This window comes from Ruegeria sp. CDSC002, from assembly GCF_059610905.1.
The window spans coordinates 195,166-216,219 of record NZ_JBXWOM010000005.1; the positions used below are offsets into that span (position 1 = coordinate 195,166).

The following is a 21,054-nucleotide window of genomic DNA, read 5'->3' on the forward strand; positions in this document are numbered from 1 at the left end:
ATTCAACCTTGTTTGCGGGCCACGATCCATGTTGGGTTATATGTCAGGGTCACGCCATCATCGTCACCAAAGTGTCGGACATAGTGTTCCGAGAATTGGGCAAGGCTGGTTTTGGTCCAGGCCTTCTGCGCGCGCCCGTTGACCCCAGTTCTTCGAAGGTGATTGAGAACGCCTCGGGGCGTATCAAAGCGCAATGCAGAGAGAATTTCGCCGCAACTGATAATCTCTAACCGGCCTTCGACCGCCGCGGCCAAATCTTCAGATCGGCACAGGCCCGGCGCTTTGGCTGTGGAGCCGACTTTCATCAGCTCCCGGTACTGTTCTGGTCCAAAGCCTGAAACCGCCAACCAACCTCCAGGAGCCAATGCGTTGGCCGCCTTTTGCAAGAAGGCTTCGGGATCGAACAGCCATTGGATCATGGATGCGGAAATGACCAAATTGGGCTGAGGTGGCCATTCAACAGTTTTGGCATCACCACACAAAAAGTCTGCGCCGACCGCTGTTGCGGTCTCAGCTGCTTCGGGCGACAGGTCATTGACCGTCAACTGGCCAATATCGAATGCGCTACACACCCGATTCGTGAGGTGGCCGGTACCACAGCCAAATTCCAATCCGGTCGCGAAACGATGCGGCGCGCCGCCGACCCGCATCTCTTGGACCAGCCGATCCGCGATTTTGGCTTGCTGGCTGGCCGAGCCGTGATAGCTGCGGAAACTGCGGCTGAAACTGCGCTGAACGCGGTCTGCGATCTGTACGTTCATGCGACCCACTCCTGCCAGTTCTGACCGTCGCGAAACGGGACATGCGGGGTGGCAATACCACGCACGGCAGCTTGTTGGTGCGCCCATGCCGCCTCTTGCGCGGGGGTTGGGATAATACGGTCCCGCTGGGGGATCCAAATCCGGTCAAACGCCACCTCGGGTGCGCCACCACGGTCGATCACGGCGTGAAGCTCTGCCTGCGCAGCCTCCAGATCAATTTCAGGCACCGGCCCGTTCATTCCAGCACGGCGACAGAACTTTGCGAAACTGGCTTCGGTCAGATTATCCGCTGTGGCGCGGATCATATCCGGTGCGATTCCACGCTCGGGGTCAGCCGGACATAGCGTGCCACCGACAGCAATCAGCCGATCGGGACGAAACCCAGTTTGCGCCAGCCAATGGCCCAAAGATGCAACACCAAAAGAAAAGGCAATCAGATTGACGCGGTCATATTGCGCAATATCAGGCAGAGGATCGTCAAGGTGGCGGAAGTCGTCGACGAATAGCACATCGCCGCGCCCTGAAAGCCCAGCAAAAGGCACAGCCCCCAGCGCCCAACCGCCAAAAACCAGAATCAGCTCGTCCGTTCCCGAACGCGATAACCACCGCTGTTTCATGACATGCCTTTGACGAGCGAGATCATGGCCGATGTTACACGGCTCAATTCATTCGCAGAGATGATGTATGGTGGCATGCAATAGATGTTGCGGGCAAACGGGCGCAACCAAACGCCGGTATCGGGTGCCAGCGCATGCGCAACCGCAGGATCAACCCATTGCTCCATTTCGATGACCCCGATCGCGCCAAGCACGCGCACATCGGCAACGCCTGGCAATTCACGTGCGGGGGCAAGCTCTTGCTTCATCTGGTCGGCGATCGCGTGCACTTCGGCGCGCCAATCTCTGACCGATAGTTGGTCCAGACTGGCCACCGCGGCAGAACAGGCCAGCGGGTTGGCCATATAGGTCGGGCCATGCATCAAAACGCTGGCTTCGCTTTCCCCAATTTGGCGCGCGACATCTTCAGTCGTGGCGGTCGCGGCCAGAGTAATATGGCCGCCAGTCAAAGCTTTGCCCAAACAGATGATGTCCGGAATCACTTCGGCGTGGTTCATCGCGAACAGTTCGCCCGTGCGCCCAAACCCGGTCGCGATTTCGTCAAAAATCACAAGAATTCCGAGTGCTTTACACAGGTCTTGCGCGCCTTTTAGCCACTTGGGGTGATAGAAGTACATACCACCCGCGCCCTGCACCACAGGCTCAAGGATCAGGGCCGCGATTTGATCGGCCTTGGTTTCCAGCAGCTCTTCCAAAGCATCCAGCCCATTCAGGGTTGGATCATCCGTCCATTCCTGCTCAAACGATATCGGCGGGCGTGGCAGGAAATGTTGGATTGACAGCGCGCCACTGAACAGCCCGTGCATCCCATTCTCGGGGTCGCAGACGCTCATCGCTTTCCATGTGTCCCCGTGATAACCGCCGCGAATGGTCGCAAACTGCGTGCGCCCCGTGTGACCCAGCGCCATCTGAAACTGCACGGCCATTTTCAAAGCGACTTCAATCGCGACCGATCCGCTGTCGCTGTAGAAAATGCGATCCAGCCCGTCAGGCAACAGCTCGACCAGCTTGCGGCCTAGGTCAATTGCGGGTCGATGCGTCAGACCACCGAACATGACATGGGGCATTTGCCGCAGCTGTTCCTGCATCGCAGCAGTAATGGCCGGATGACGATGCCCGTGCACCGCACACCACCACGACGACATTGCGTCGATCATCCGAGTGCCGTTTTCCCGGGTCAGCCATACCCCTTCGGCCTCTGTGATCAGATGCATCGGACCGGGGTTCAGAACATTCGTATAGGGATGCCAAAGGTGGCGGGCATCAAACTCCAGAGCGGTCACAGAGCCCTCCGAATTGTTGCAGTGTCGATCACATGGAAGGCATCCGATAGCGTTTCCCGCGTCAGGGTTTCAAGATACGGCAAGCGTCCCAAATAGGTAACCTGGCACATCTCGGCGATGGTCTGTTCAACCTCTGGCTCAGCATCGCCTACAAACGCTACGCCCAAAACGTTGCAACCTGCACCCCGCAAGGCCATCAGGGACAGGCTTGTGTGATTGATCGTCCCCAACGCGGTCCGGGCCACAAGAACCACGGGTGCCTGCCACCCCGAGATGACATCAAGGAAAAAGGTTTTGCGGTTCAGCGGCACCATGATCCCGCCTGCCCCCTCGACGACCAAGGGGCCGTTGACCTGCGGCAGCGCAAGTCGATCCGGCAAAATCTCGACGCCCATGTCTTCGGCTGACAAATGGGGTGAGGCTGGCATGTTCAGGCGATAGGCTTCCGGCAAAATTTCGGCGCGGGAAAGCGCCGCGACGGTTTCTGTGTCCGTTGCATCCTCAAGCCCGGATTGCACTGGCTTCCAATAGGTTGCGCCAAGCGTGGCCGTCAGTCCCGCAGCAAAAACCGTTTTTCCGACGCCGGTGTCGGTGCCCGTGACGATAACAGCGCTCATGCCGCCTCCGTCTGTTGATGCGCCAGTGTTTCGAACAGAGCACTTATGTCATCCTTGTCCACGTTGCCGGTGATCGACACGCGCAGGCGCGACGTGCCCCGTGGCACGGTCGGCGGCCGGATACCACGGACATCAAAACCTTTGGCCTGTAATTTTTCGGCCGTTTCCAGGGTTTTGGCGTCATCACCCAGAATGATGGGGATAATGTGACTGTTAAGCGCCCCTTTGGGTATTCCGAACTGACGTGCGATGGTATGCGCGTGGCGGGTTCGGGACTGGGCGTTCAGTATCAACGAACGATCCGTTTGCAGATGCTGCAGCACCGCCCGAACCAAGGCCGCATTGAAGGGCGACGGGGCTGTCGCGAAGATAAACGGCCTCGCGCGGTTGATCAGTGTTTCGATCATCACCCGCGGGCCGCAAATCAACCCGCCCGAAACCCCCAATCCTTTCCCGCAGGTGTGCAGAGTCAGCAGATCAGCCTTCAGGCCATGTGCCAAGCCTCTACCGTTAGGACCAAAAACTCCGGTCGCGTGGGCCTCGTCCACGACCAATATGGCACCATGTTCAAGGGCGAGATCCGATAGCGCGTTCAGAGGCGCAATGTCGCCTTCCATGGAATAGATGCTTTCCACGGCGATCCAGATTTGGCCTGTTCCGCCCTCTGCCAACCATCCCTCAATTGCCAGGCGGGCCGCTGCCACATCGTTATGGGCAAACGCACGTGTTTGGGCACGCCCCATCCGCATGCCTTCATGCGCACTGGCATGAACCAAAGCGTCATAAAGGATCAGGTCTTCGGCTGCTGGGAGGGTCGAAAAAATTGCCTGATTTGCCTGAAAACCCCCGCCCATGAACAAAGCCGCCTCAGCGTTGAAAAACGCGGCAGCCTCATGTTCCAGCGCCTCATGCTCAGGGTGATTGCCCCGCAACAGACGAGAGCCCCCGGATCCCAGTGGCACACCCCGCCCCAATGCCTTTTGGGCTGCATCCCGCAGGAGCGATGATTGTGCCAAACCAAGGTAATCGTTGGAAGCAAAGTCCCGACCGCGCCGAGGTGCCAACACCCGGCGACGATGCCGGGTGCCCAGCAATTCAAGCATCGAGCTCAGACGACTCAATGCCTTCATTCAGCAGCGTCCAGACAGGATTTTTCAACTGACGTTTCTGCCTGTAGACCCAGCTTCTTGAACAGAATGGCGTCAGTGTCTTCTTCGGGGTTTTCTGCCGTCAAAAGCGTTTCACCAACAAAGATCGAGTTCGCACCGGCGAAGAAGCACATGGCCTGCAATTCCTCACTCATATCGCTGCGCCCTGCGGACAGACGAACATAAGACTGCGGCATCATTATCCGCGCCACGGCTATTACCCGCACAAAGTCGATCGGGTCGATGGGCTTCGCGTCTGCCAATGGTGTGTCTTCCTGCGGCATCAGCATATTGATCGGCACTGAATCCGGCGCCGGGTTCATATTGGCCAAAGTGACAAGCATATCGACCCGGTCCTGAACCTCTTCGCCCATTCCGAGGATACCGCCGGAACAGACTTTGATACCCGCTTCCTGCACACGGTTCATCGTGTCAATCCGGTCTGCAAAGGTGCGCGTGGTGATGACTTCGGGATAGTACCGCTCAGATGTGTCGATGTTGTGGTTGTAATAATCGAGCCCTGCGTCGCGCAAACGGACCACCTGATTGTCGTCCAGCATGCCAAGGGTCATACATGTTTCCATCCCCATCTCGCGCACGCCTTCGACCATGGCAACAAGGGCATCCATATCCCGGTCTTTGGGTTCGCGCCACGCAGCGCCCATGCAGAACCGGGTTGCCCCGCCGTCGCGGGCCTTGCGGGCTTCGGTCAGAACGCGCTGAACCTCAATCAGTTTCGAGGCCGACAGTTTGGATCCGTTCCGTGCTGATTGCGAGCAATAGGCGCAATCTTCGGCACAGCCACCTGTTTTGATCGACAGCAGTTTCGATGTCTGGACCTTGTTGGGATCAAAGTTCTCGCGATGCACTGTCTGCGCGCGAAACAGCAAATCCATCAGCGGAAGGTCATACAGAGCTTGAGCAGCGTCGCGGGACCATATCGGGGAGGTATTTTTCATTTTATAGATACTTTTCGAGAACTCTCATGGCTACACATTCTTTTATAGATAAAGATCGTTATCACAACCAAATTTTACCATCTGCGTCACTCAGGCGGAAAGACGCGGATGCTTGCAATGGTCCGCTGTGCCAACGCCGCTTTAGCAAACGATGCGGAACATTCTATCCCAATGCCGCTGTCGCTATTTCCGCAATATGCACCGCGCGATAATCAACCGTCTCAAATCGACACATGTTGCCATGATTGGGTAAGCAGATCACAATGGGCATCAGTACCAAACATTCCCGCATGCGCCGCGCCGCTGCAAACGCGTTGGATACCAGTGTCACACGGTTGTTTTGTAAGTCATGCAGAAGGCGCGTTAGCCAACATATTGAAAGGTTCCGAATGACCTCCTCCAGCCATTTTTCGATGTCTCGCCGCCAGTTCCTTGCCACAACTACGGCCAGCGCCGCCGCAATCACCCTACACCCGTTTTCGGCCGCTGCTGCCGACAATCAGGCGCATCTTCGGATCATGGAAACCACCGATATCCATGTGCATGTCTTCCCTTATGATTACTACGCAGACAAGCCGCGCGATACGGTAGGCCTGTCGCGCACCGCATCGATCATCAATGACATTCGGTCAGAGGCAACCAACTCGTTGCTGGTGGACAATGGCGACTTTTTGCAGGGCAACCCAATGGGTGACTACATCGCCTATGAGCGCGGCATGAAAGAAGGCGACAGCCATCCAATCATCGCCGCATTCAACACCGTGGGCTATGACGCAGCTACTTTGGGCAACCACGAGTTCAATTACGGCTTGGATTTTCTGGAAAAGTCACTGGCTGGAGCAGATTTTCCGGTCGTTTTGGCCAATATTGCCAAGGAACAAGGCGCAGGGCCGCGTGACGACAAAACTTTGGTCAAGCCTTACGCCATTCTTGACCGCGAAATAGAAATGGGTGACGGCACCAAGCATCCAATCAAGGTTGGCGTCATTGGCTTTACCCCACCTCAAATCATGAATTGGGACCGCAAGCATCTGGAAGGCAACGTTCAGGCCCGCGACATCGTCGATACGGCGAAAGCGTATGTGCCAGAAATGCAAGAGCAAGGCTGTGATCTGATCATCGCCCTATCGCATTCGGGTATCGGTGAGGCAGATCACGCCGACGGCATGGAGAACGCCTCAGTCGTGCTGGCTGGTGTTGAGGGCATCGACGCGCTGGTCACGGGTCACAACCACCTGGTCTTCCCCTCGCCTACATTCGCGGATCGCCCGGGTACCGACGTCGAAAAAGGCACGCTTATGGGTAAACCAGCGGTCATGGGCGGTTTCTGGGGCTCGCATCTGGGTCTGCTGGATCTGCTGCTGGAACGCGACGGGAATGAATGGCGCGTCGTAACAACGACGTCCGAGGCGCGCCCGATATCAAAGCGCAACGAAGATCGCTCAATCACCGCGCTGGTTGGCGACGACCAGACCGTGCTGGATTCGGTCGCCAAAGATCACGACGAAACACTGACTTATGTGCGCCGCGCCGTTGGGAAGACGTCCGCGCCTTTGCACAGCTACTTCGCACTCGTCGCGGATGATCCGTCGGTGCAAATCGTGTCGATCGCACAAAAATGGTATGTCGAAGAGATGATGAAGGGCACCGAGCACGAAGGGCTGCCCATCCTATCAGCCGCCGCTCCGTTCAAGGCCGGTGGCCGTGGTGGGCCAGAGTATTATACCGACGTTCCAGTGGGCGATGTGGCTATCAAAAACGTGGCTGACCTGTATCTCTATCCAAACACCGTGCGGGCGGTCCGCGTGAACGGGGCACAGGTTCGAGGCTGGCTGGAGCGTTCGGCAGGCATGTTCAATCAGGTCGAGCCGGGCTCGGCCGACGCAATCCTGCTGAACCCAGAGTTCCCATCCTACAACTTTGATGTAATGGACGGCGTGACCTATCAGATCGACCTGTCCCAGCCCTCGCGATTTGGACCAAAAGGCGAAGAAGTGAACCCAGACGCGGCGCGGATTGTGAACCTGTCCTTCAACGGCACGCCGGTTACGGATGACATGGAATTCATCATCGCCACTAACAATTACCGCGCGTCTGGCGGCGGGTCTTTCCCGGGCGCATTGGGCGACACGGTTGTCTTCGAGGCCCCCGATACCAACCGCGACGTCATCGTTCGCTACATTGTCGAGCAGGGCACAATTGATCCAAAAGCGGACGCCAACTGGTCCTTCGCCCCGCTCGCAGATACCACGGTGCTTTTCGAAACCGGCCCCAAAGCGCGCGACTATATGAGCGATGTCAAAGGAGTGGTGATCGAAGACGCAGGCGAAGGCGCCGATGGTTTTGCCGCGTTCCGCATTAAACTTTAAACGTCAAAGATTTTAAGCCGGCTGCCACCCCGACTAATGGGTGGCGGTCGCGCACCGAAGATGGCGAATTTTTAAACACTTAAAACCGGGCTTTGGAGCAATCAGTCAAGTTCGCCGCTTTCTGACATCAAAATCGCCAGCGGTCGCGTAGAATGGATTTGCGACAAGATAATCATCACCACGGCAGTCAACGGTATCGCCAATATGGTGCCTGCCAGACCCCACATCGCGGTCCAGATCGTCAGCGAAAACAGCACCATAAATCCGCTCAGGTTCACCGAGTTTCCGACCAAGCGGGGTTCAAGGAAGTTTCCGACAAACAACTGAGCGGCCATAAGCGCAATCAGCGCGACACCGGCGTGCCAGATGCCGCCGAATTGCACGAGGCTCAGCATTACGGGAAACAGAACGCCCACGATTGAACCCAGATATGGGATATAGTTCAAAAGTCCGATCAATATGGCCCAGAACATTGCGAACTCGATCCCAAGCAACAACATGATCACATATGAGATCACAGCCAAAATGACGTTGATCAGGGTCTTTGCGCTTAGGTAGCTGCCAATCTTCTGGTTGATCTGGGCGACGATTTGCAGCGACCGGTCAGCTGTTTCGGCATCACCCAATGCCTTTCTAACTTTTTCCGGCATGTCATCCAGATCGGACAGGATGAACACAATATAAAGGATTGTCATCAACATGACCGTCCCGAAACCCTGCACTGTGGAAAGCGTCCCCTGCACAAAACCCAAAATATCGAACTTGCCGGCAATCGTCTGCTCGATCGTGGACCAATCTGGCAGTTTTTTGACGCCCAACATCGCCATTGCCGAGTCAATCAGCGCTTTTAAATTTGTTTGGTAACGCGGGATATTCTGGGCGACCGCTTGCGCGTTTGCCTCAAGAAAGACCCCTATCAGAACCAACGTTAGAAATATCGCAAGCAGCGCAAGCAAACGGCGCCCGCGGCGTGGTATGTGGCGCAACCCCGGAACACGGCCGATTGTCGAAGCGGTCGAGTCCAGAATGTATATTCCGATTATGCCTAAAAGCACCGGAAGAAGGATGCTTTTGCCCAGCACCAGCAGCCAGCCGATGACAACAGCGACGATCAGGCCAGATGCAAGTTTTGTCACATTAAACTGCAGCATATCTTCGCTTTCGGTCGGACGGGTGGGTTCTTTTGTGCCGGGTTCAAGGCTTATATTCAACTTCTTTCACGCGATCTGCGGCCCCGAGCGCGGTGACGGCTACCCGGTGCAGGAGGCGTTTCGCGACCACCGGCAAAACACTGTGCGATTGACATCCATTCGGCAGCAACCGGTCCCACCACCTTCAGCGATGTATCCGCGATGTTACGGGTTTGAGCTGAGACCTGTGCAAACTCCACCGCAGGTCCTGTTACCTGGTTATCTCCTGGTTCACCGAACTCCCAGACGGCTCCGGATGGCGCGGTCAGTTCCAGTCGCGGCATCGCCTCGGGTACAGGATGGCCGTTGACCTGATAAGCCCAGCCAAACGTATTAACACCCAGAATGACGATGTTCTTGACCCGGTCCTGTTCGACGCGCTCGACACCAAGAACGTCAAAGACCTCTTGCCCGTGTGCCCAAGTCTCCATCTGGCGGGCCGTGATCGACGAGCGTACAGACATATCCGGACCGGCCCATTTCACCCGGTGCTTGGGATCGAGATCGGCCCAACGCGCGCCAATATCTGTGTAAAGTGTCCGCCAGGAATCGCGCAGCTCGTTCCCGCGCAGCAAGATCGCTTCGTTCTCGGCTGCGCGCAGCCCTTCGACCTTGGCTTTGACAAACAATCCGCCAATGCGGGCTGTGAACGCGTCGGGGTCCTGAAGCGACAGATCTGCCATCTGGTTCCAATAGTGCAGATGCACCAGAACATCGTTCAGCGTCCATCCTTTGAACTGTGTTTGTACTTCCCATTGTTCGCCCGAAATATCGCCCAGAATGGCAAACAATGCCTCGCTTTCTTGCAGAAAATCCGTTGCCTGTTGCACTGCTTGTTCCCTCGATTTTGTGTTTGCCTATTCGATGTCCCCGGATGAAGTGGCGGTGGTCGACACACACACAATTTCATCTATGTTTGATCAATCTCGATCATCACATCCCCAGCGCTCAGCTGCTGCCCGACCTCAACGTGGACAGAGGTCACGACGCCTGCAACGGCAGCAGTGATCTGGTGCTGCATCTTCATGGCTTCGAGAACGGCCAGACAGTCGCCTATCGAAACGCTTTGACCGGGTCTTGCCGCCACCTCGACCAAGGCACCCGGCATGGGGGCGGTGACGCGACCGCTAGCGATCGTTCCCGCATCCAATGCACCGGGACGCAGGCGTCGAAACGTCAGGCGCTCGGCGCCGATGGCGATCTGGGCTGTGTCGCGGGTTATGTGTGCGGTTGCGTCGACGGTGTTGTCATTTATGCGTGCCCGGACCTTCCCGCTGCTGCGCTTGATAAACGAGACATCATACGCGTTGCCCTCAACCCATACCGTCCATCTATCGGGGCGGGCGAGCGCGCGCGTTTGTATCTCTTCGTCACCATAGGCAAGCGTCACGGCGAACGGCGGCAACGCTGCGCTGGACCAACCCAACTGTTCGGTTGAGACATAGCCCGCCGCAGCCCTTGCGCGGGCCTGATCCGCATCCAACAACAGCACAGCCGCCAATGCGATGTCCGGCGCAGTTGCCCAGTACGCAGGAAAGCCCCGGGGGTAGGTCCGATCCAGAAATGTTGTCGTTGCATCGCCGGCAATGAAATCTCTATGCTGCAGCACATCTGCAAGAAACCGCGAATTTGTCACCGTTCCCAGCAGAATAGTTTCATGGACAGCCTTAATCAGCCGCGCACGTGCCGTTTCGCGGGTCGGACCATGCGCGATGATCTTTGCAAGCATGGCATCATAAAAAGGAGATACCTCTTGCCCCTGCTGAATGCCTGAATCCACACGAACTCCGGGTTCAGCCGCAGCCTGCCAGAAATCAATTGAACCGGTTGCCGGCAGATATCCGTTAGCAGGGTCTTCGGCATAAAGCCGCGCCTCGACGGCGTGACCGTTCATGGTGACGTTTTCCTGAGAGATTGGAAGGGCATCACCCTGCGCGACAGCGAACTGCAGCGCCACTAGGTCGATGCCAGTGACCATCTCGGTCACAGGATGCTCAACCTGCAGTCGGGTGTTCATTTCAAGGAAATAGAACACGCCGGACGGTTCCAAAAGAAACTCCACGGTTCCGGCGCCGCGATAGCTCACCGCACGGGCCGCCTCAATCGCCACAGCCCCCATTTTTGCGCGCAACTCTGTCGTCATGACCGGGCTTGGTGCTTCTTCAATGACTTTTTGGTGGCGACGCTGAACCGAGCATTCCCTTTCACCCAGATGAATTACGTTCCCGTACCCATCGGCAAAAATCTGAAATTCGATATGGCGCGCATCACCGATCGCTTTCTCAAGGATCAGTTCGCCGGATCCAAAAGCGTTCTCGGCCTCGGATCTGGCAAGCGCGATCACCTCAGAAAGAGTTTCGGCGGATTGGACCACGCGCATTCCGCGTCCACCGCCACCAGCCGCGGCTTTGACCATGATGGGAAAACCGATTTTGCTCGCTTCAGCGACCAGTACGGAACCCGATTGATCATCGCCTTCATACCCTGGAACGCAGGGAACGCCCGCGCCAATCATAAGGCGTTTGGCGACGGCCTTGTCGCCCATCAGCCGGATCGCTTCGGGATCGGGTCCGACAAAAGTCAGACCCGCGGCCTCGACTGCCGCTGCAAAACCCGCATTTTCGGACAAAAACCCATAGCCCGGGTGGATCGCCCCTGCCCCAGTTTCCTGAGCCGCAGCAATGATCTTTTTTGCGTTCAGATAGCTGGCACCAATCGGCCCTTCACCGATCCAAACTGCCTCATCAGCAAGTTCGACATGGGGTGCCCGAGCGTCAGCGCTTGTATAAACGGCCACTGTGCGCAGGCCAAGCGACCGGGCGGTTCGCATGATACGCGCGGCAATTTCCCCACGATTGGCAACGAGAAGCGTGTCGAATGTCATGCCTCAGCCTCTGCTATCTATCTTGGATGTGGATTTGGTGAGTAATGCAGCATGGTCAGAACCTGTGCACCCCGTACGAACTGGGTTTGACCGTTCGCGCGCGACCCTCAAGGCAGGTTTCAAGGCAAAAACCCAGCACACGCCGCGTGTCGCGGGGGTCGATGACGCCATGATCGATACACCGGCCCGAGGTGTAAAATGCATTCTCCTGTCGTGTGAAATGTGCTGTGATCGCTGCCTTTTGCGCAGTCAGTTTGGCTTCGTCGGGGTCGATCCCTTTGCGTTTGAGCCCTGCGCGCGCAACCAGTTCCATCGTCCCGGCGGCTTGCTCACCTCCCATTACGCCCGTTGCCGCATTGGGCCATGCGAACAGGAAGTCCGGGTCATAGGCGTAGCCGCACATCCCGTAATTGCCGGCCCCGAAACTTGCCCCGACATAGAGCGTGATCTTGGGCACATCGACCGACGTAACGGCCTGGATCATCTTAGCCCCATGTTTGATCATGCCGCTTTGTTCATATTGGGTGCCGACCATGAACCCTGTAATGTTGTTCAGAAATATCAGGGGAATGTCAGACTGACCGCATAGCTGGATAAACTGTGCGGCTTTGTTCGCGCCTGCAGGGTCCAGTGGCCCGTTGTTTCCAAGAATACCCACAGCGATACCATTGATTGCAGCCTGCAAACAGACAGTCGCCGAGCCATAGTCGGGCTTGAAATCCTCAAAATCCGAGCCGTCCACTATGCGGGCCACAACCTCGCGGACGTCATAGGGAACGCGATAATCGGTTGGAACAATGCCTGCGATCTCATCCGCATCATATTTCGGTGGCTGCACTTCTTTGCTGCGACGCACAGGCAAGGATTTGTTCCAATCCAGCCGGGCCATCACGTTCCGAGCCATTTCGATACCGTGCGCATCATCCTCGGCCAGATAGTCGACTAGCCCGGATGTGGTGGCATGCATCTCGGACCCGCCCAGATCACGGTCATTGGCCTTTTCGCCCGTCGCCGCATGAACCAAGGCGGCACCGGCCAAGGCGGCCATGCCGTTGTTCTTTACGCCAACGACATAGTCCGCAAGGCCAGGCATATAGGCCCCGCCGGCGGTTGATGGGCCGTGCAGCACTGCAATGTTGGGCAGCCCTGCGGCCGAATGGCGGGCCAGATTTCGGAACAGTTTGCCGCCATTGGCCCAGAATTCGACCTTGTATTCCATCAAGTTTGCACCGGCGCTTTCGACAAGATGCACAAAAGGCAGGTTCTGTTTCAATGCCATGTCTTGCGCGCTCAGGAAGGCCGCAGCTGACATCTCGACCATCGCGCCGGCCTTGATCCCTGAATCGTCGACGATGATCATGCAGCGCACGCCCGAGATGAAGCCGCTGCCGATGACCAATGACGCGCCCGGAACCGATTGCTCAGGATCGCATGTATCGACGCAGTAGCCCGCCAACCCGTGCAGTTGCAAAAAAGGCATGCCAGGATCCAACAGTTGGGCCAAACGGTCACGGGGTGTGATCTGCCCCCGGGCTTCCATCCGTTCGCGCCGTTTCTCTGACAGGGCGACAGGACGCGCTTCAAGCGCGCGCATCTCGTCGACAAGAGCCAGCATATCGGCTCGGTTCTTGGCAAAGCTGTCAGAATCGCGGACGACTTTACTGACAAAACCCATCAGCTTTCTCCTCGCTCGGGATATGAGAATAACTCTGCAGGAATCCTGATCGGTGTGGCCAGCAATATCTGGGCATAACTCTTGCCTTGCGCGTCGTTGCTCAACGAGGCGACGCCACCGCCACCCAGCGCATTGTGCAGCAGAATGTTCATGGAATGCGTTCCTGGAAGATAGAACCGTTCGACCCTGCCAGATAGGTGGTTAGAAAAAACATCTGCCAGCGTCGCTTCGGTCAGCGCGGCCCAAATGTAGGGCAAAAAGGTAGCATGACGTGCAATGACCCCAATGTTTGCGGCGTCGCCTTTGTCTCCAGATCTAGCCCAGGCCAAATCTTCCAAGGGGCATGTGATCCACTCGGTCACCTTTTCGTCGGCTATTTCCGGGGCTTTTGCCGGGACAGGTTCCGGGTCTTGTGGGGACGTTTTCGGCGGATTGTATGCGATATCGTCCCCATCCATCGTTACGCAATAGGTCAGCGTGTTGTTTGGCACCAAGAAGGAAAACAGGGCAACGACTGGCGAGGGCTTTGGACGCCCTCCTCCGGTAAAGATGTGCAACCCCGGCGGTGCGGCCAGTGCGCACCCGGTCATTTCACGCAGGAATACGCCAACCGCGCGAGGGTCATCGTGTTTCACGGCTACCTTGAACGAGATCTCTTCGTAATCGCCGTCGCCAGGCCGACCTCCGAAGGTTTCAAACGACACCTCGCGATAGTCGGGGGTGCCCATCCGTTGCAGGACAGCGCGCGCGCGATCCAACCCCGCTTGGGCAAAAGTCTTCGCCTTTTGTCGTGCCTCACGCCCGTTGATCAGAATCGTCATGCCCGCGCGATAGCCATCCGCCCAGGTGGCGGACACTTTGAGTTGCCCGGTCGGCGCGCGGCCTTTTGCACCCGAAACGGTTACATGGTCTGGCTCGGATTGCTCAATCCTGACATTGGAAAAGTCGCAAATCACGTCAGGCAGAATATAGGACTGCGGGTCGCCGATCTCATACAGCATCTGCTCGCAGGCCGAAGCTGGGGCCACACATCCCGTCGTGCCCTTCGGCTTGGTCAGGACCAACCCGCCATCTGCGCTTACCTCGACAATCGGATAGCCAATTTGGGCGATATCCCCCGACATTTCCCAATCCGTGAAATTCCCGCCAGTGGCTTGGGGTCCACATTCCAGCAGATGCCCCGCAAGCGACCCGGCAGCCAGTAAGTTGTGGTCCTCGTGCCGCCATCCAAAATGATACATGCACGCGGCCAACGTAAGTGCGCTGTCGACGCAGCGGCCTGTGATGACGATGTCAGCCCCGGCGTGCAGCGCCGCCAATATCGGCCCTGCCCCAATATAAGCATTCACCGAGGCGATCTTTTCGGTCGGTGGCATCGGCGCACCGGAAAACATCTCAATCCGATCGACAAACTCAGCAACACGCGGCAGCAAGTCGTCGCCTTCGACCACTGCAACTTTCAAGTTCAATCCCAATTCAGCAGATTTGCGACGTAATTCATCAGCACAGGCAACTGGGTTGACCCCGCCTGCATTTGACAACACCTTGACCCCTTGCTCGGCGATCTGGGTTAAATTTTTGGCCATTACGTCAGAGACGAAATCCACCGCATATCCCATTTGGGGGTCTTTAAGGCGGGCTCGGGCCATGATCGACATGGTGATTTCGGCCAGGTAGTCGTAGACTAGAAAGTCAATCTGAGGGGCACGCAGCAATTGCTGTGTCGCATGAGGGGCTTCCCCCCAAAAACCACTTGCTCCTCCGATCCGCAGAGAATGTGTCACGCCACGTCTCTCCCGCTTGGGTACGATCTGCAGTTTACAGACCGACTGTTCTGTTTTTATGATCTACTGACCTCCTTGGTCAACGAAGATTTGCCACTGCGACGCGACGGAAGATGACGGATACGATGCCAAAAAAACCCTCGGTCCAGGATCAAAGGTCCCGGGATATGCAGGCCAAAATCTGCAATGCGACGGTCACCTGTCTGGATCACCTTGGGTATGCCGAGACTACTTTTGCCAAGGTGCAAGCCAAGGCGGGCATCTCACGCGGGGCAATTACGCATCACTTCCCCACGAAACAGGCCCTGGTCGCAGCTACCGCGATGCGACTGCTGGGCAATGTGCAAAACCCGCTCTGGCCACATGATCGCGCCCCTCAGCCCGTCTATGATCTGATTATGTCCGCCTGGGCCAATATCGTAAATTCCGCAGGCGGACGTGCCATAGTCGAGATTCTGGTTGCTTGCCGAACCGACCCAGCACTGTTCGGAATGCTTGAACAGAGCCTAAGAGAATGGGACAAATCGAACCTGAGCCTGATCTCAGCCCGGTATGTCAGCGCAACAGGCAACCGTGACGACACTGAATTGTTGTGGAGCATCGCCCGGAATTTCCTGCGTGGTTTGTTGTTGCATGAGAAATTTGTTTCGTCGCCAGAATACCTTACGCAGATGATGGATCGCTTTGCTCGCATGATGGAAAGCCAGCTTCAGGTATTGCCCGAAAATGACGTCGAGGAGGTCGAATGACCCTGCCATCCCCTTTCATGACCCCTGAACGCGAAGCTTTCCGCGGGAATTTCCAGCGGTTTGTCGATGCCGAAATCAAACCTAATATTGAGCAATGGGAGGCGGATCGCAGCGTCCCATGGGAACTGCATGCAGCAATTGCTGAGTTCGGAGTATATGGCTTTGGGATCGATGAGGAATATGGCGGCCTGGGTTTCGACAACGCCTTTATGCGCCATGATTATAGCGAAATCCTGTTTGGTTGTGGGGCATCCGGTATCGGAGCCGCCGTAGGGGGACGCACGATTTCAATCAGCCCAATTGCGAAATTCGCTTCCGAGGAGTTCAAACAAAAAGTGCTGCCCGAGATCATCTCGGGGCGCATGATGTCGGCCCTTGGGATCACCGAACCGGGCGCAGGGTCGGACGTTGCCAATATTCAAACAAGGGCCGAGTGCAAAGGCGGCAAATGGATTCTGAACGGGGAAAAGACCTATATCACCGGGGGGATGGATGCCGAATGGTTTGTGGTTGGTGCCCGTACCGGTGGCCCAGGATTGACCGGCATTTCGTTGTTTTTAGTCCCTCATGACGCGACCGGATTCAGCCGTACACCTTTGGGTGGCAAGATGGGCTGGCACAGTTCACAGCAAGCAACGCTGCATTTCGATGATTGCGAGCTGGATTCTACTGCGCTGTTGGGGCCTGAGAACAGGGGCTTCATCGCAATCATGAACAATTTTAACTTTGAACGGCTTGGCCTGACATCCGCTTCGTTGGGAATGATGAAACTATGCTACGATAGTGCGCTGGACTGGGCACGGGAACGCGAGACATTCGGCAAGCGACTGGTCGAACATCAGGTCATTGGCCACAAATTTGCAGAAATGTCCGCCCGGTTAGATATGAATGAGGCATATATCGAGCGGATCTGCTGGGCGATCGAGCAGGGCCTGATGCCTGTCGCCGAAATTGCCAAGGCCAAAGTTCAGGCCACGACGTCGCTGCAATTTGTTGCTTCCGAAGCGATGCAGATCTTTGGCGGTGCCGCCTACATGCTGGGTAACCCTGTCGAGCGTGTCTGGCGCGAAATCAAAGTAATGGCAATTGGCGGCGGATCCGAAGAGATATTGCGCGATCTGGCCGTACGCCAGATGGGATTGGCCGGGCAATAGCGGCGACGTTACGGGTCCGCATGCGCGTACTATGAACGTGAAGAGGTCGCCGAAAGGCCAGCCTTAGACAAATCCTTTTCCTGGCAATTGTCCGTAAATGATCAATGCACAATTGCGCAATCATTCATGACAATCTAAGTTGCACCAAACTCAACACGCGAGGGAATTATGGAAATTTGGTTCTATGTGGGGCTTGGCTTGTTGATATGGGCTATCAGAGATTTGGTATTTGGTTCGACCTACTTGTGGGAACGGGTTACCCGTGCCGAAAATCCGGGAACCTACTGGGTTTGTGTTTTGGTTTGGCTTGTCGTTGCGTTGGCTATTTTGGCCACGTCCCCAACGACCTACTACCTGTTCTCCTGACAACACGTTCCGAAAAGAAGGCCATGCAACCCGCCGTTCCTAGACATGGAGACCGGTGTTTTCACTATGGATGCAGTCACCTTATCGTTCGCTTCGCGAACGCACCCGACTGTTCGGGTGTCAAAATCCAGTCGGCTATCCAGTATAGAACTTTATCGATTGCCTGAAAGCCCGCAAAGGCGATCCGGAATGGAAAATTCTCTAGAACGATATGGTGCGGGTGGAGGGACTTGAACCCCCACGCCTTGCGGCGCCAGAACCTAAATCTGGTGCGTCTACCAATTTCGCCACACCCGCAACCCAAGCACTCAGTGCCAGAATGTCGGCGTGAATAGCAAAGCTTGCTGCGGAGTGCGAGAGGTAAAATTGAGTTGTGCACAAGATTATTGATGACATTGGCGGAACATGCTTCTGAACTGACCGCCGTGCACATATGATGTGTGCTGGACGCCGCTGCCAAGCAGGATGCGGGTTATTCTCATATGTTGCTGTTCGCGACAGGAAAGCAGTCTGATTATTGGCGTTTTCCGAGCAGATAAAAAAGATTCCCAGGTCAAAATTTTTCAATTTCATTGTTTTGCATTTAGCAACATTCAGGTTCTTTTGGTGATAGTTTGAAAACTATCTAACGTTGAGTAAAGCGCCTCTCATTTAAGATCCTGCAATGGTGAGAATCCAAAGACGATTCCAACAAACACAAATTTTACAGACGTCCTCTGCGTAAATTATGTTGGGCTGAGTTCAAAAGAGGTGTCTAATTTCCGTTTATTAACAAATTACTAAGTCCGCCCTCAAAAATGTCGCACATTTGCGCCGTTGCAAATTTTGTCCTCTTGAATGCTGCAAACGGCAAATGGCGCTGTCTACATCGATGCCGAAAATACGCTCGTAAGTTGTGGTTAAAAAATACCACCGACCACAATTGCGACACAATTCAAACGCCAAAAAATCTTATTCGCGTCAAAATAAGACCGCCTTGAAAGTCACTTATGAGCAGAAGGAGTTAATGAGTCTTTTTTGCCTTCGGGCGCTGTACGAGTTTTTTCGCTCAACTCCAGTACAAGGGTCTGAAACGTGACCAATATGATGAACTCCGCTGCTGCCGAGCAAGAAGCCGTTGGCCTTGCGCGTGAAAGTTTTCTTGGTGAACTCAAATCCCTGAACCGCGACCATCCAAACACCGGGTTTGGCGTTTCATTGCGCACGCGCTCGGGGCGGCGATACTTGCTAGCCAACTCGCGTATGCCGCTGCCCGAAACCAAATCCGAGGGCTTTCCGACCGGGCGTCGTCTTGCCCGCCTTGAAAATAGCGAGCGCTTCAGCTCGATCGAAGTTTTGGCGGATTGCCACACCTTCGAGTCGATTTCGCCGGGCGCCGAAGCCGCTATCTTGGGCAATGCCCTGAATCTGATCGCCCGAATCGACACCATGACCAGCACGCCAACAGACACGTTGGCCGCGACCGGAACCGGAGGCTGAACATGGCGCGCAACGACCATCTTTTGTCAGTTGGCAATGAGGCACTGACGCCCATGACGTCAGCGATGAACTCGCTGACCGCACAGATTGATCAATTGACAGAGGTGGCGGATGCACGTTCGTCCGCGCGTCTTGCCACGCTCAAGACGCGGATGGAGAATTTCTCGGCCAGCGTTACGATGGTCGGGCAGGTCAAGGCTGGTAAGTCCTCGATCGTGAACATCCTGGCCGGGCGCCCTGCCCTGCTGCCGTCGGATGTAAACCCGTGGACATCGGTGGTGACCACACTGAACATCAACACCCGCACCGAAGGCGACAAACGCGCCAAATTTACCTTCTTTGAACAGGAAGAATGGGACAACCTGATGGTCGGCGGCGGCCGTCTGGGTGAGCTGGCAAACCGCGCTGGCGCCGATGACGAGATGGATGACATTCGCCGCCAGATCGGCGAGATGAAGGCTAAATCCGAATCCAGATTGGGCCAGCATTTCGACCTGATTCTGGGGCAGAGCCATCAATATGATTACTTCGACGAAGAGCTGATCCAGCGCTATGTCTGTCTGGGTGACGAAGATGACCCGGACATCAACCCCAAGACCGGGCGGTTCGCCGATGTGACGAAGTCGGCAGAACTGTATATGGACATTCCGCAATACCCGATTGCGTTGAAGCTGTGTGACACGCCGGGTGTCAACGATACTTTCATGGTCCGCGAGCAGATCACCCTGCGCAGCTTGCGCGGATCTGAGGTCTGCGTTGTTGTTCTGGCTGCCAGCCAGGCGCTTACAACCATGGACATGGCGCTGATGAGGATTATTGCCCAGTTTGAGAACCGGCAGATCATCCTGTTTGTGAACCGAATTGACGAACTGGCTGATCCGGTCAATCAGGTCCCGGAAATCCGTGACCGTATCCAGGACACGCTCAAGCAGAACAATATCGATGCCAGTACCAGCGTTGTCTTTGGCAGCGCATTGTGGGCTGAGGCCGCGTTGACGGGCAACCCCGAGATTCTGTCCGATGAATCCCGCGAGGCGTTGAACACGTTCTATCTGGCTGCCGGTTTTGGTGATCAGGCACCCTCGCTCGACAAAATCTGGGCGCTGTCCGGCCTGCCCGATTTGCTGTTGGCCATGAACGAACGCATCGCAGAAGGCGCAGGCACCCGTTTGCTAGATCGCGTCCGCCACCGCGCCCGCAATATCGCCAGCCAAATCCGCGCCACGGCCGTTGCCAAGACCCTTTCGGGCGGTGAAGGTCTTGTGCGTGATCTGGATGGTGTATCGCCAGAGGACGCGATCGCCACACTCTCGGATCAATACGATAAGAAAGTAGCTGAACTGACCGCATCCTTACGTGCGAAGGTGTTGGAGAGACTGAATTCGGCGGAAACCAACTTTGTCAAACGTGCAACGGATTCGCTGATTGCCCATCTTGAGCGGAACGGCGAACAAGGCACGTGGCAGTATGACCCGGCGGGTCTGCGGACCTTGCAAAAGGCCGCGTATTTCAGCTTTGCGCGGTCGATGCGCAAAGAAGCAGGTGCGCTGTACAATACGGCGGCCGCAGATATTGAGACACTGTATCAGAAGATACTGGGCAACCACCTGGGTGAGTTCAGTATCGAAGCACCCATTGTTCCGCGTGTCCCACCCCCACTCGGAATTGGACGAACAATCGCATTGGACTTGCAAAGCACCTGGTGGCGTCGCTGGTGGCAGCGCCGCAAAGGGTTCGAAGCCTATGCAGCCGACTATACGCGCCTGATCGCGTCCGAGGCGAATTCGATCACCAAGGACATCGAGGAAAATCAGGTTGCAGCCGTGTTGGAAAACGTTCGCGCGATCCTGTCGGATTTCATGCGCGAGCAGAAAGAGACGTTGCTTAGCATTTCGGCATCGGCCGAGAGTGACCCAAGCCGCAACGCAGCTCTGATGGCAGGACTGACACCACAGAAATCGCGTGACGATATTCTGGGCGACATCCTGAAAGATCTTAGTAACGAGGCAGCATAAGTAG

General features: G+C 56.1%; 16 protein-coding genes and 1 tRNA gene. 5 read left to right on the forward strand and 12 right to left on the reverse strand.

Features of this window, described 5'->3' with window-relative positions; genetic code table 11:
- Positions 1 to 2: 2 nt before the first annotated feature.
- The 6 genes from AC2FJE_RS11270 to bioB are packed head-to-tail and all read right to left on the reverse strand — an operon-like array spanning position 3 to position 5,385.
- Positions 3 to 761 carry a methyltransferase gene (locus tag AC2FJE_RS11270; RefSeq protein ID WP_496755935.1) on the reverse strand — a complete coding sequence of 253 codons (759 nt, stop codon included), beginning with the start codon at positions 759 to 761 and terminating at the stop codon, positions 3 to 5.
- Positions 758 to 1,378, reverse strand: coding sequence for a pimeloyl-ACP methyl esterase BioG family protein (locus AC2FJE_RS11275; protein WP_496760954.1), 621 nt, complete (start codon positions 1,376 to 1,378; stop codon positions 758 to 760). Before AC2FJE_RS11275 ends, AC2FJE_RS11270 begins: the two co-directional genes overlap by 4 nt.
- Positions 1,375 to 2,661: an adenosylmethionine--8-amino-7-oxononanoate transaminase gene (gene bioA / locus AC2FJE_RS11280; RefSeq protein ID WP_282169534.1), complete on the reverse strand. Its 1,287-nt coding sequence runs from the start codon at positions 2,659 to 2,661 to the stop codon at positions 1,375 to 1,377. The genes AC2FJE_RS11275 and bioA overlap by 4 nt, the downstream gene beginning before the upstream one ends.
- Positions 2,658 to 3,278 (reverse strand): dethiobiotin synthase, encoded by a 621-nt coding sequence (gene bioD / locus AC2FJE_RS11285; RefSeq protein WP_496755931.1) that lies wholly within the window; start codon positions 3,276 to 3,278, stop codon positions 2,658 to 2,660. Before bioD ends, bioA begins: the two co-directional genes overlap by 4 nt.
- The gene (locus AC2FJE_RS11290) at positions 3,275 to 4,408 is read right to left on the reverse strand and encodes an 8-amino-7-oxononanoate synthase (RefSeq protein WP_496755928.1); all 1,134 of its coding nucleotides are present in this window, start codon (positions 4,406 to 4,408) and stop codon (positions 3,275 to 3,277) included. The genes bioD and AC2FJE_RS11290 overlap by 4 nt, the downstream gene beginning before the upstream one ends.
- Entirely contained in the window at positions 4,405 to 5,385 is a 981-nt protein-coding gene (bioB, locus tag AC2FJE_RS11295; RefSeq protein WP_496755924.1) for a biotin synthase BioB, read from the reverse strand. Before bioB ends, AC2FJE_RS11290 begins: the two co-directional genes overlap by 4 nt.
- 389 nt (positions 5,386 to 5,774) lie before the next feature.
- Here bioB and AC2FJE_RS11300 point away from each other — a divergent pair, with 389 nt between their 5' ends.
- Complete coding sequence (locus AC2FJE_RS11300) at positions 5,775 to 7,754, forward strand: bifunctional 2',3'-cyclic-nucleotide 2'-phosphodiesterase/3'-nucleotidase (protein WP_496755921.1); 1,980 nt, start codon at positions 5,775 to 5,777, stop codon at positions 7,752 to 7,754.
- A gap of 101 nt (positions 7,755 to 7,855) precedes the next feature.
- Here AC2FJE_RS11300 and AC2FJE_RS11305 read toward each other — a convergent pair whose 3' ends face one another.
- The 5 genes from AC2FJE_RS11305 to AC2FJE_RS11325 all read right to left on the reverse strand — a co-directional run bounded on the left by AC2FJE_RS11305 (position 7,856) and on the right by AC2FJE_RS11325 (position 15,287).
- Positions 7,856 to 8,890 (reverse strand): AI-2E family transporter, encoded by a 1,035-nt coding sequence (locus AC2FJE_RS11305; RefSeq protein ID WP_496760955.1) that lies wholly within the window; start codon positions 8,888 to 8,890, stop codon positions 7,856 to 7,858.
- A 71-nt stretch (positions 8,891 to 8,961) separates the two neighbouring features.
- Positions 8,962 to 9,774 (reverse strand): TIGR03084 family metal-binding protein, encoded by an 813-nt coding sequence (locus tag AC2FJE_RS11310; protein ID WP_496760956.1) that lies wholly within the window; start codon positions 9,772 to 9,774, stop codon positions 8,962 to 8,964.
- An 80-nt stretch (positions 9,775 to 9,854) separates the two neighbouring features.
- Positions 9,855 to 11,828, reverse strand: a complete 1,974-nt coding sequence (locus tag AC2FJE_RS11315) for an acetyl/propionyl/methylcrotonyl-CoA carboxylase subunit alpha (RefSeq protein WP_496760957.1) — start codon at positions 11,826 to 11,828, stop codon at positions 9,855 to 9,857.
- A 55-nt stretch (positions 11,829 to 11,883) separates the two neighbouring features.
- Positions 11,884 to 13,503: an acyl-CoA carboxylase subunit beta gene (locus AC2FJE_RS11320; protein WP_496755915.1), complete on the reverse strand. Its 1,620-nt coding sequence runs from the start codon at positions 13,501 to 13,503 to the stop codon at positions 11,884 to 11,886.
- On the reverse strand, positions 13,503 to 15,287 hold the full coding sequence (locus AC2FJE_RS11325; RefSeq protein WP_496755912.1) for an acyclic terpene utilization AtuA family protein: 1,785 nt from the start codon (positions 15,285 to 15,287) through the stop codon (positions 13,503 to 13,505). The genes AC2FJE_RS11320 and AC2FJE_RS11325 overlap by 1 nt, the downstream gene beginning before the upstream one ends.
- Positions 15,288 to 15,412: 125 nt before the next feature.
- Here AC2FJE_RS11325 and AC2FJE_RS11330 point away from each other — a divergent pair, with 125 nt between their 5' ends.
- Positions 15,413 to 16,036: a TetR/AcrR family transcriptional regulator gene (locus AC2FJE_RS11330; protein ID WP_496755910.1), complete on the forward strand. Its 624-nt coding sequence runs from the start codon at positions 15,413 to 15,415 to the stop codon at positions 16,034 to 16,036.
- On the forward strand, positions 16,033 to 17,190 hold the full coding sequence (locus tag AC2FJE_RS11335) for an acyl-CoA dehydrogenase family protein (protein WP_496755908.1): 1,158 nt from the start codon (positions 16,033 to 16,035) through the stop codon (positions 17,188 to 17,190). Before AC2FJE_RS11330 ends, AC2FJE_RS11335 begins: the two co-directional genes overlap by 4 nt.
- Positions 17,191 to 17,768: 578 nt before the next feature.
- On the opposite strand, the gene AC2FJE_RS11340 is transcribed toward AC2FJE_RS11335, so the two are convergent.
- Positions 17,769 to 17,853: transfer RNA gene (locus AC2FJE_RS11340), tRNA-Leu, on the reverse strand.
- 786 nt (positions 17,854 to 18,639) lie between these two features.
- On the opposite strand from AC2FJE_RS11340, the gene AC2FJE_RS11345 reads away from it, so the two are divergent.
- Both AC2FJE_RS11345 and AC2FJE_RS11350 read left to right on the forward strand, forming a co-directional pair.
- Positions 18,640 to 19,035: a hypothetical protein gene (locus AC2FJE_RS11345; RefSeq protein WP_174822482.1), complete on the forward strand. Its 396-nt coding sequence runs from the start codon at positions 18,640 to 18,642 to the stop codon at positions 19,033 to 19,035.
- Positions 19,036 to 19,037: 2 nt separating this feature from the next.
- Positions 19,038 to 21,050, forward strand: coding sequence for a dynamin family protein (locus AC2FJE_RS11350; protein ID WP_496697914.1), 2,013 nt, complete (start codon positions 19,038 to 19,040; stop codon positions 21,048 to 21,050).
- Positions 21,051 to 21,054: the final 4 nt, after the last annotated feature.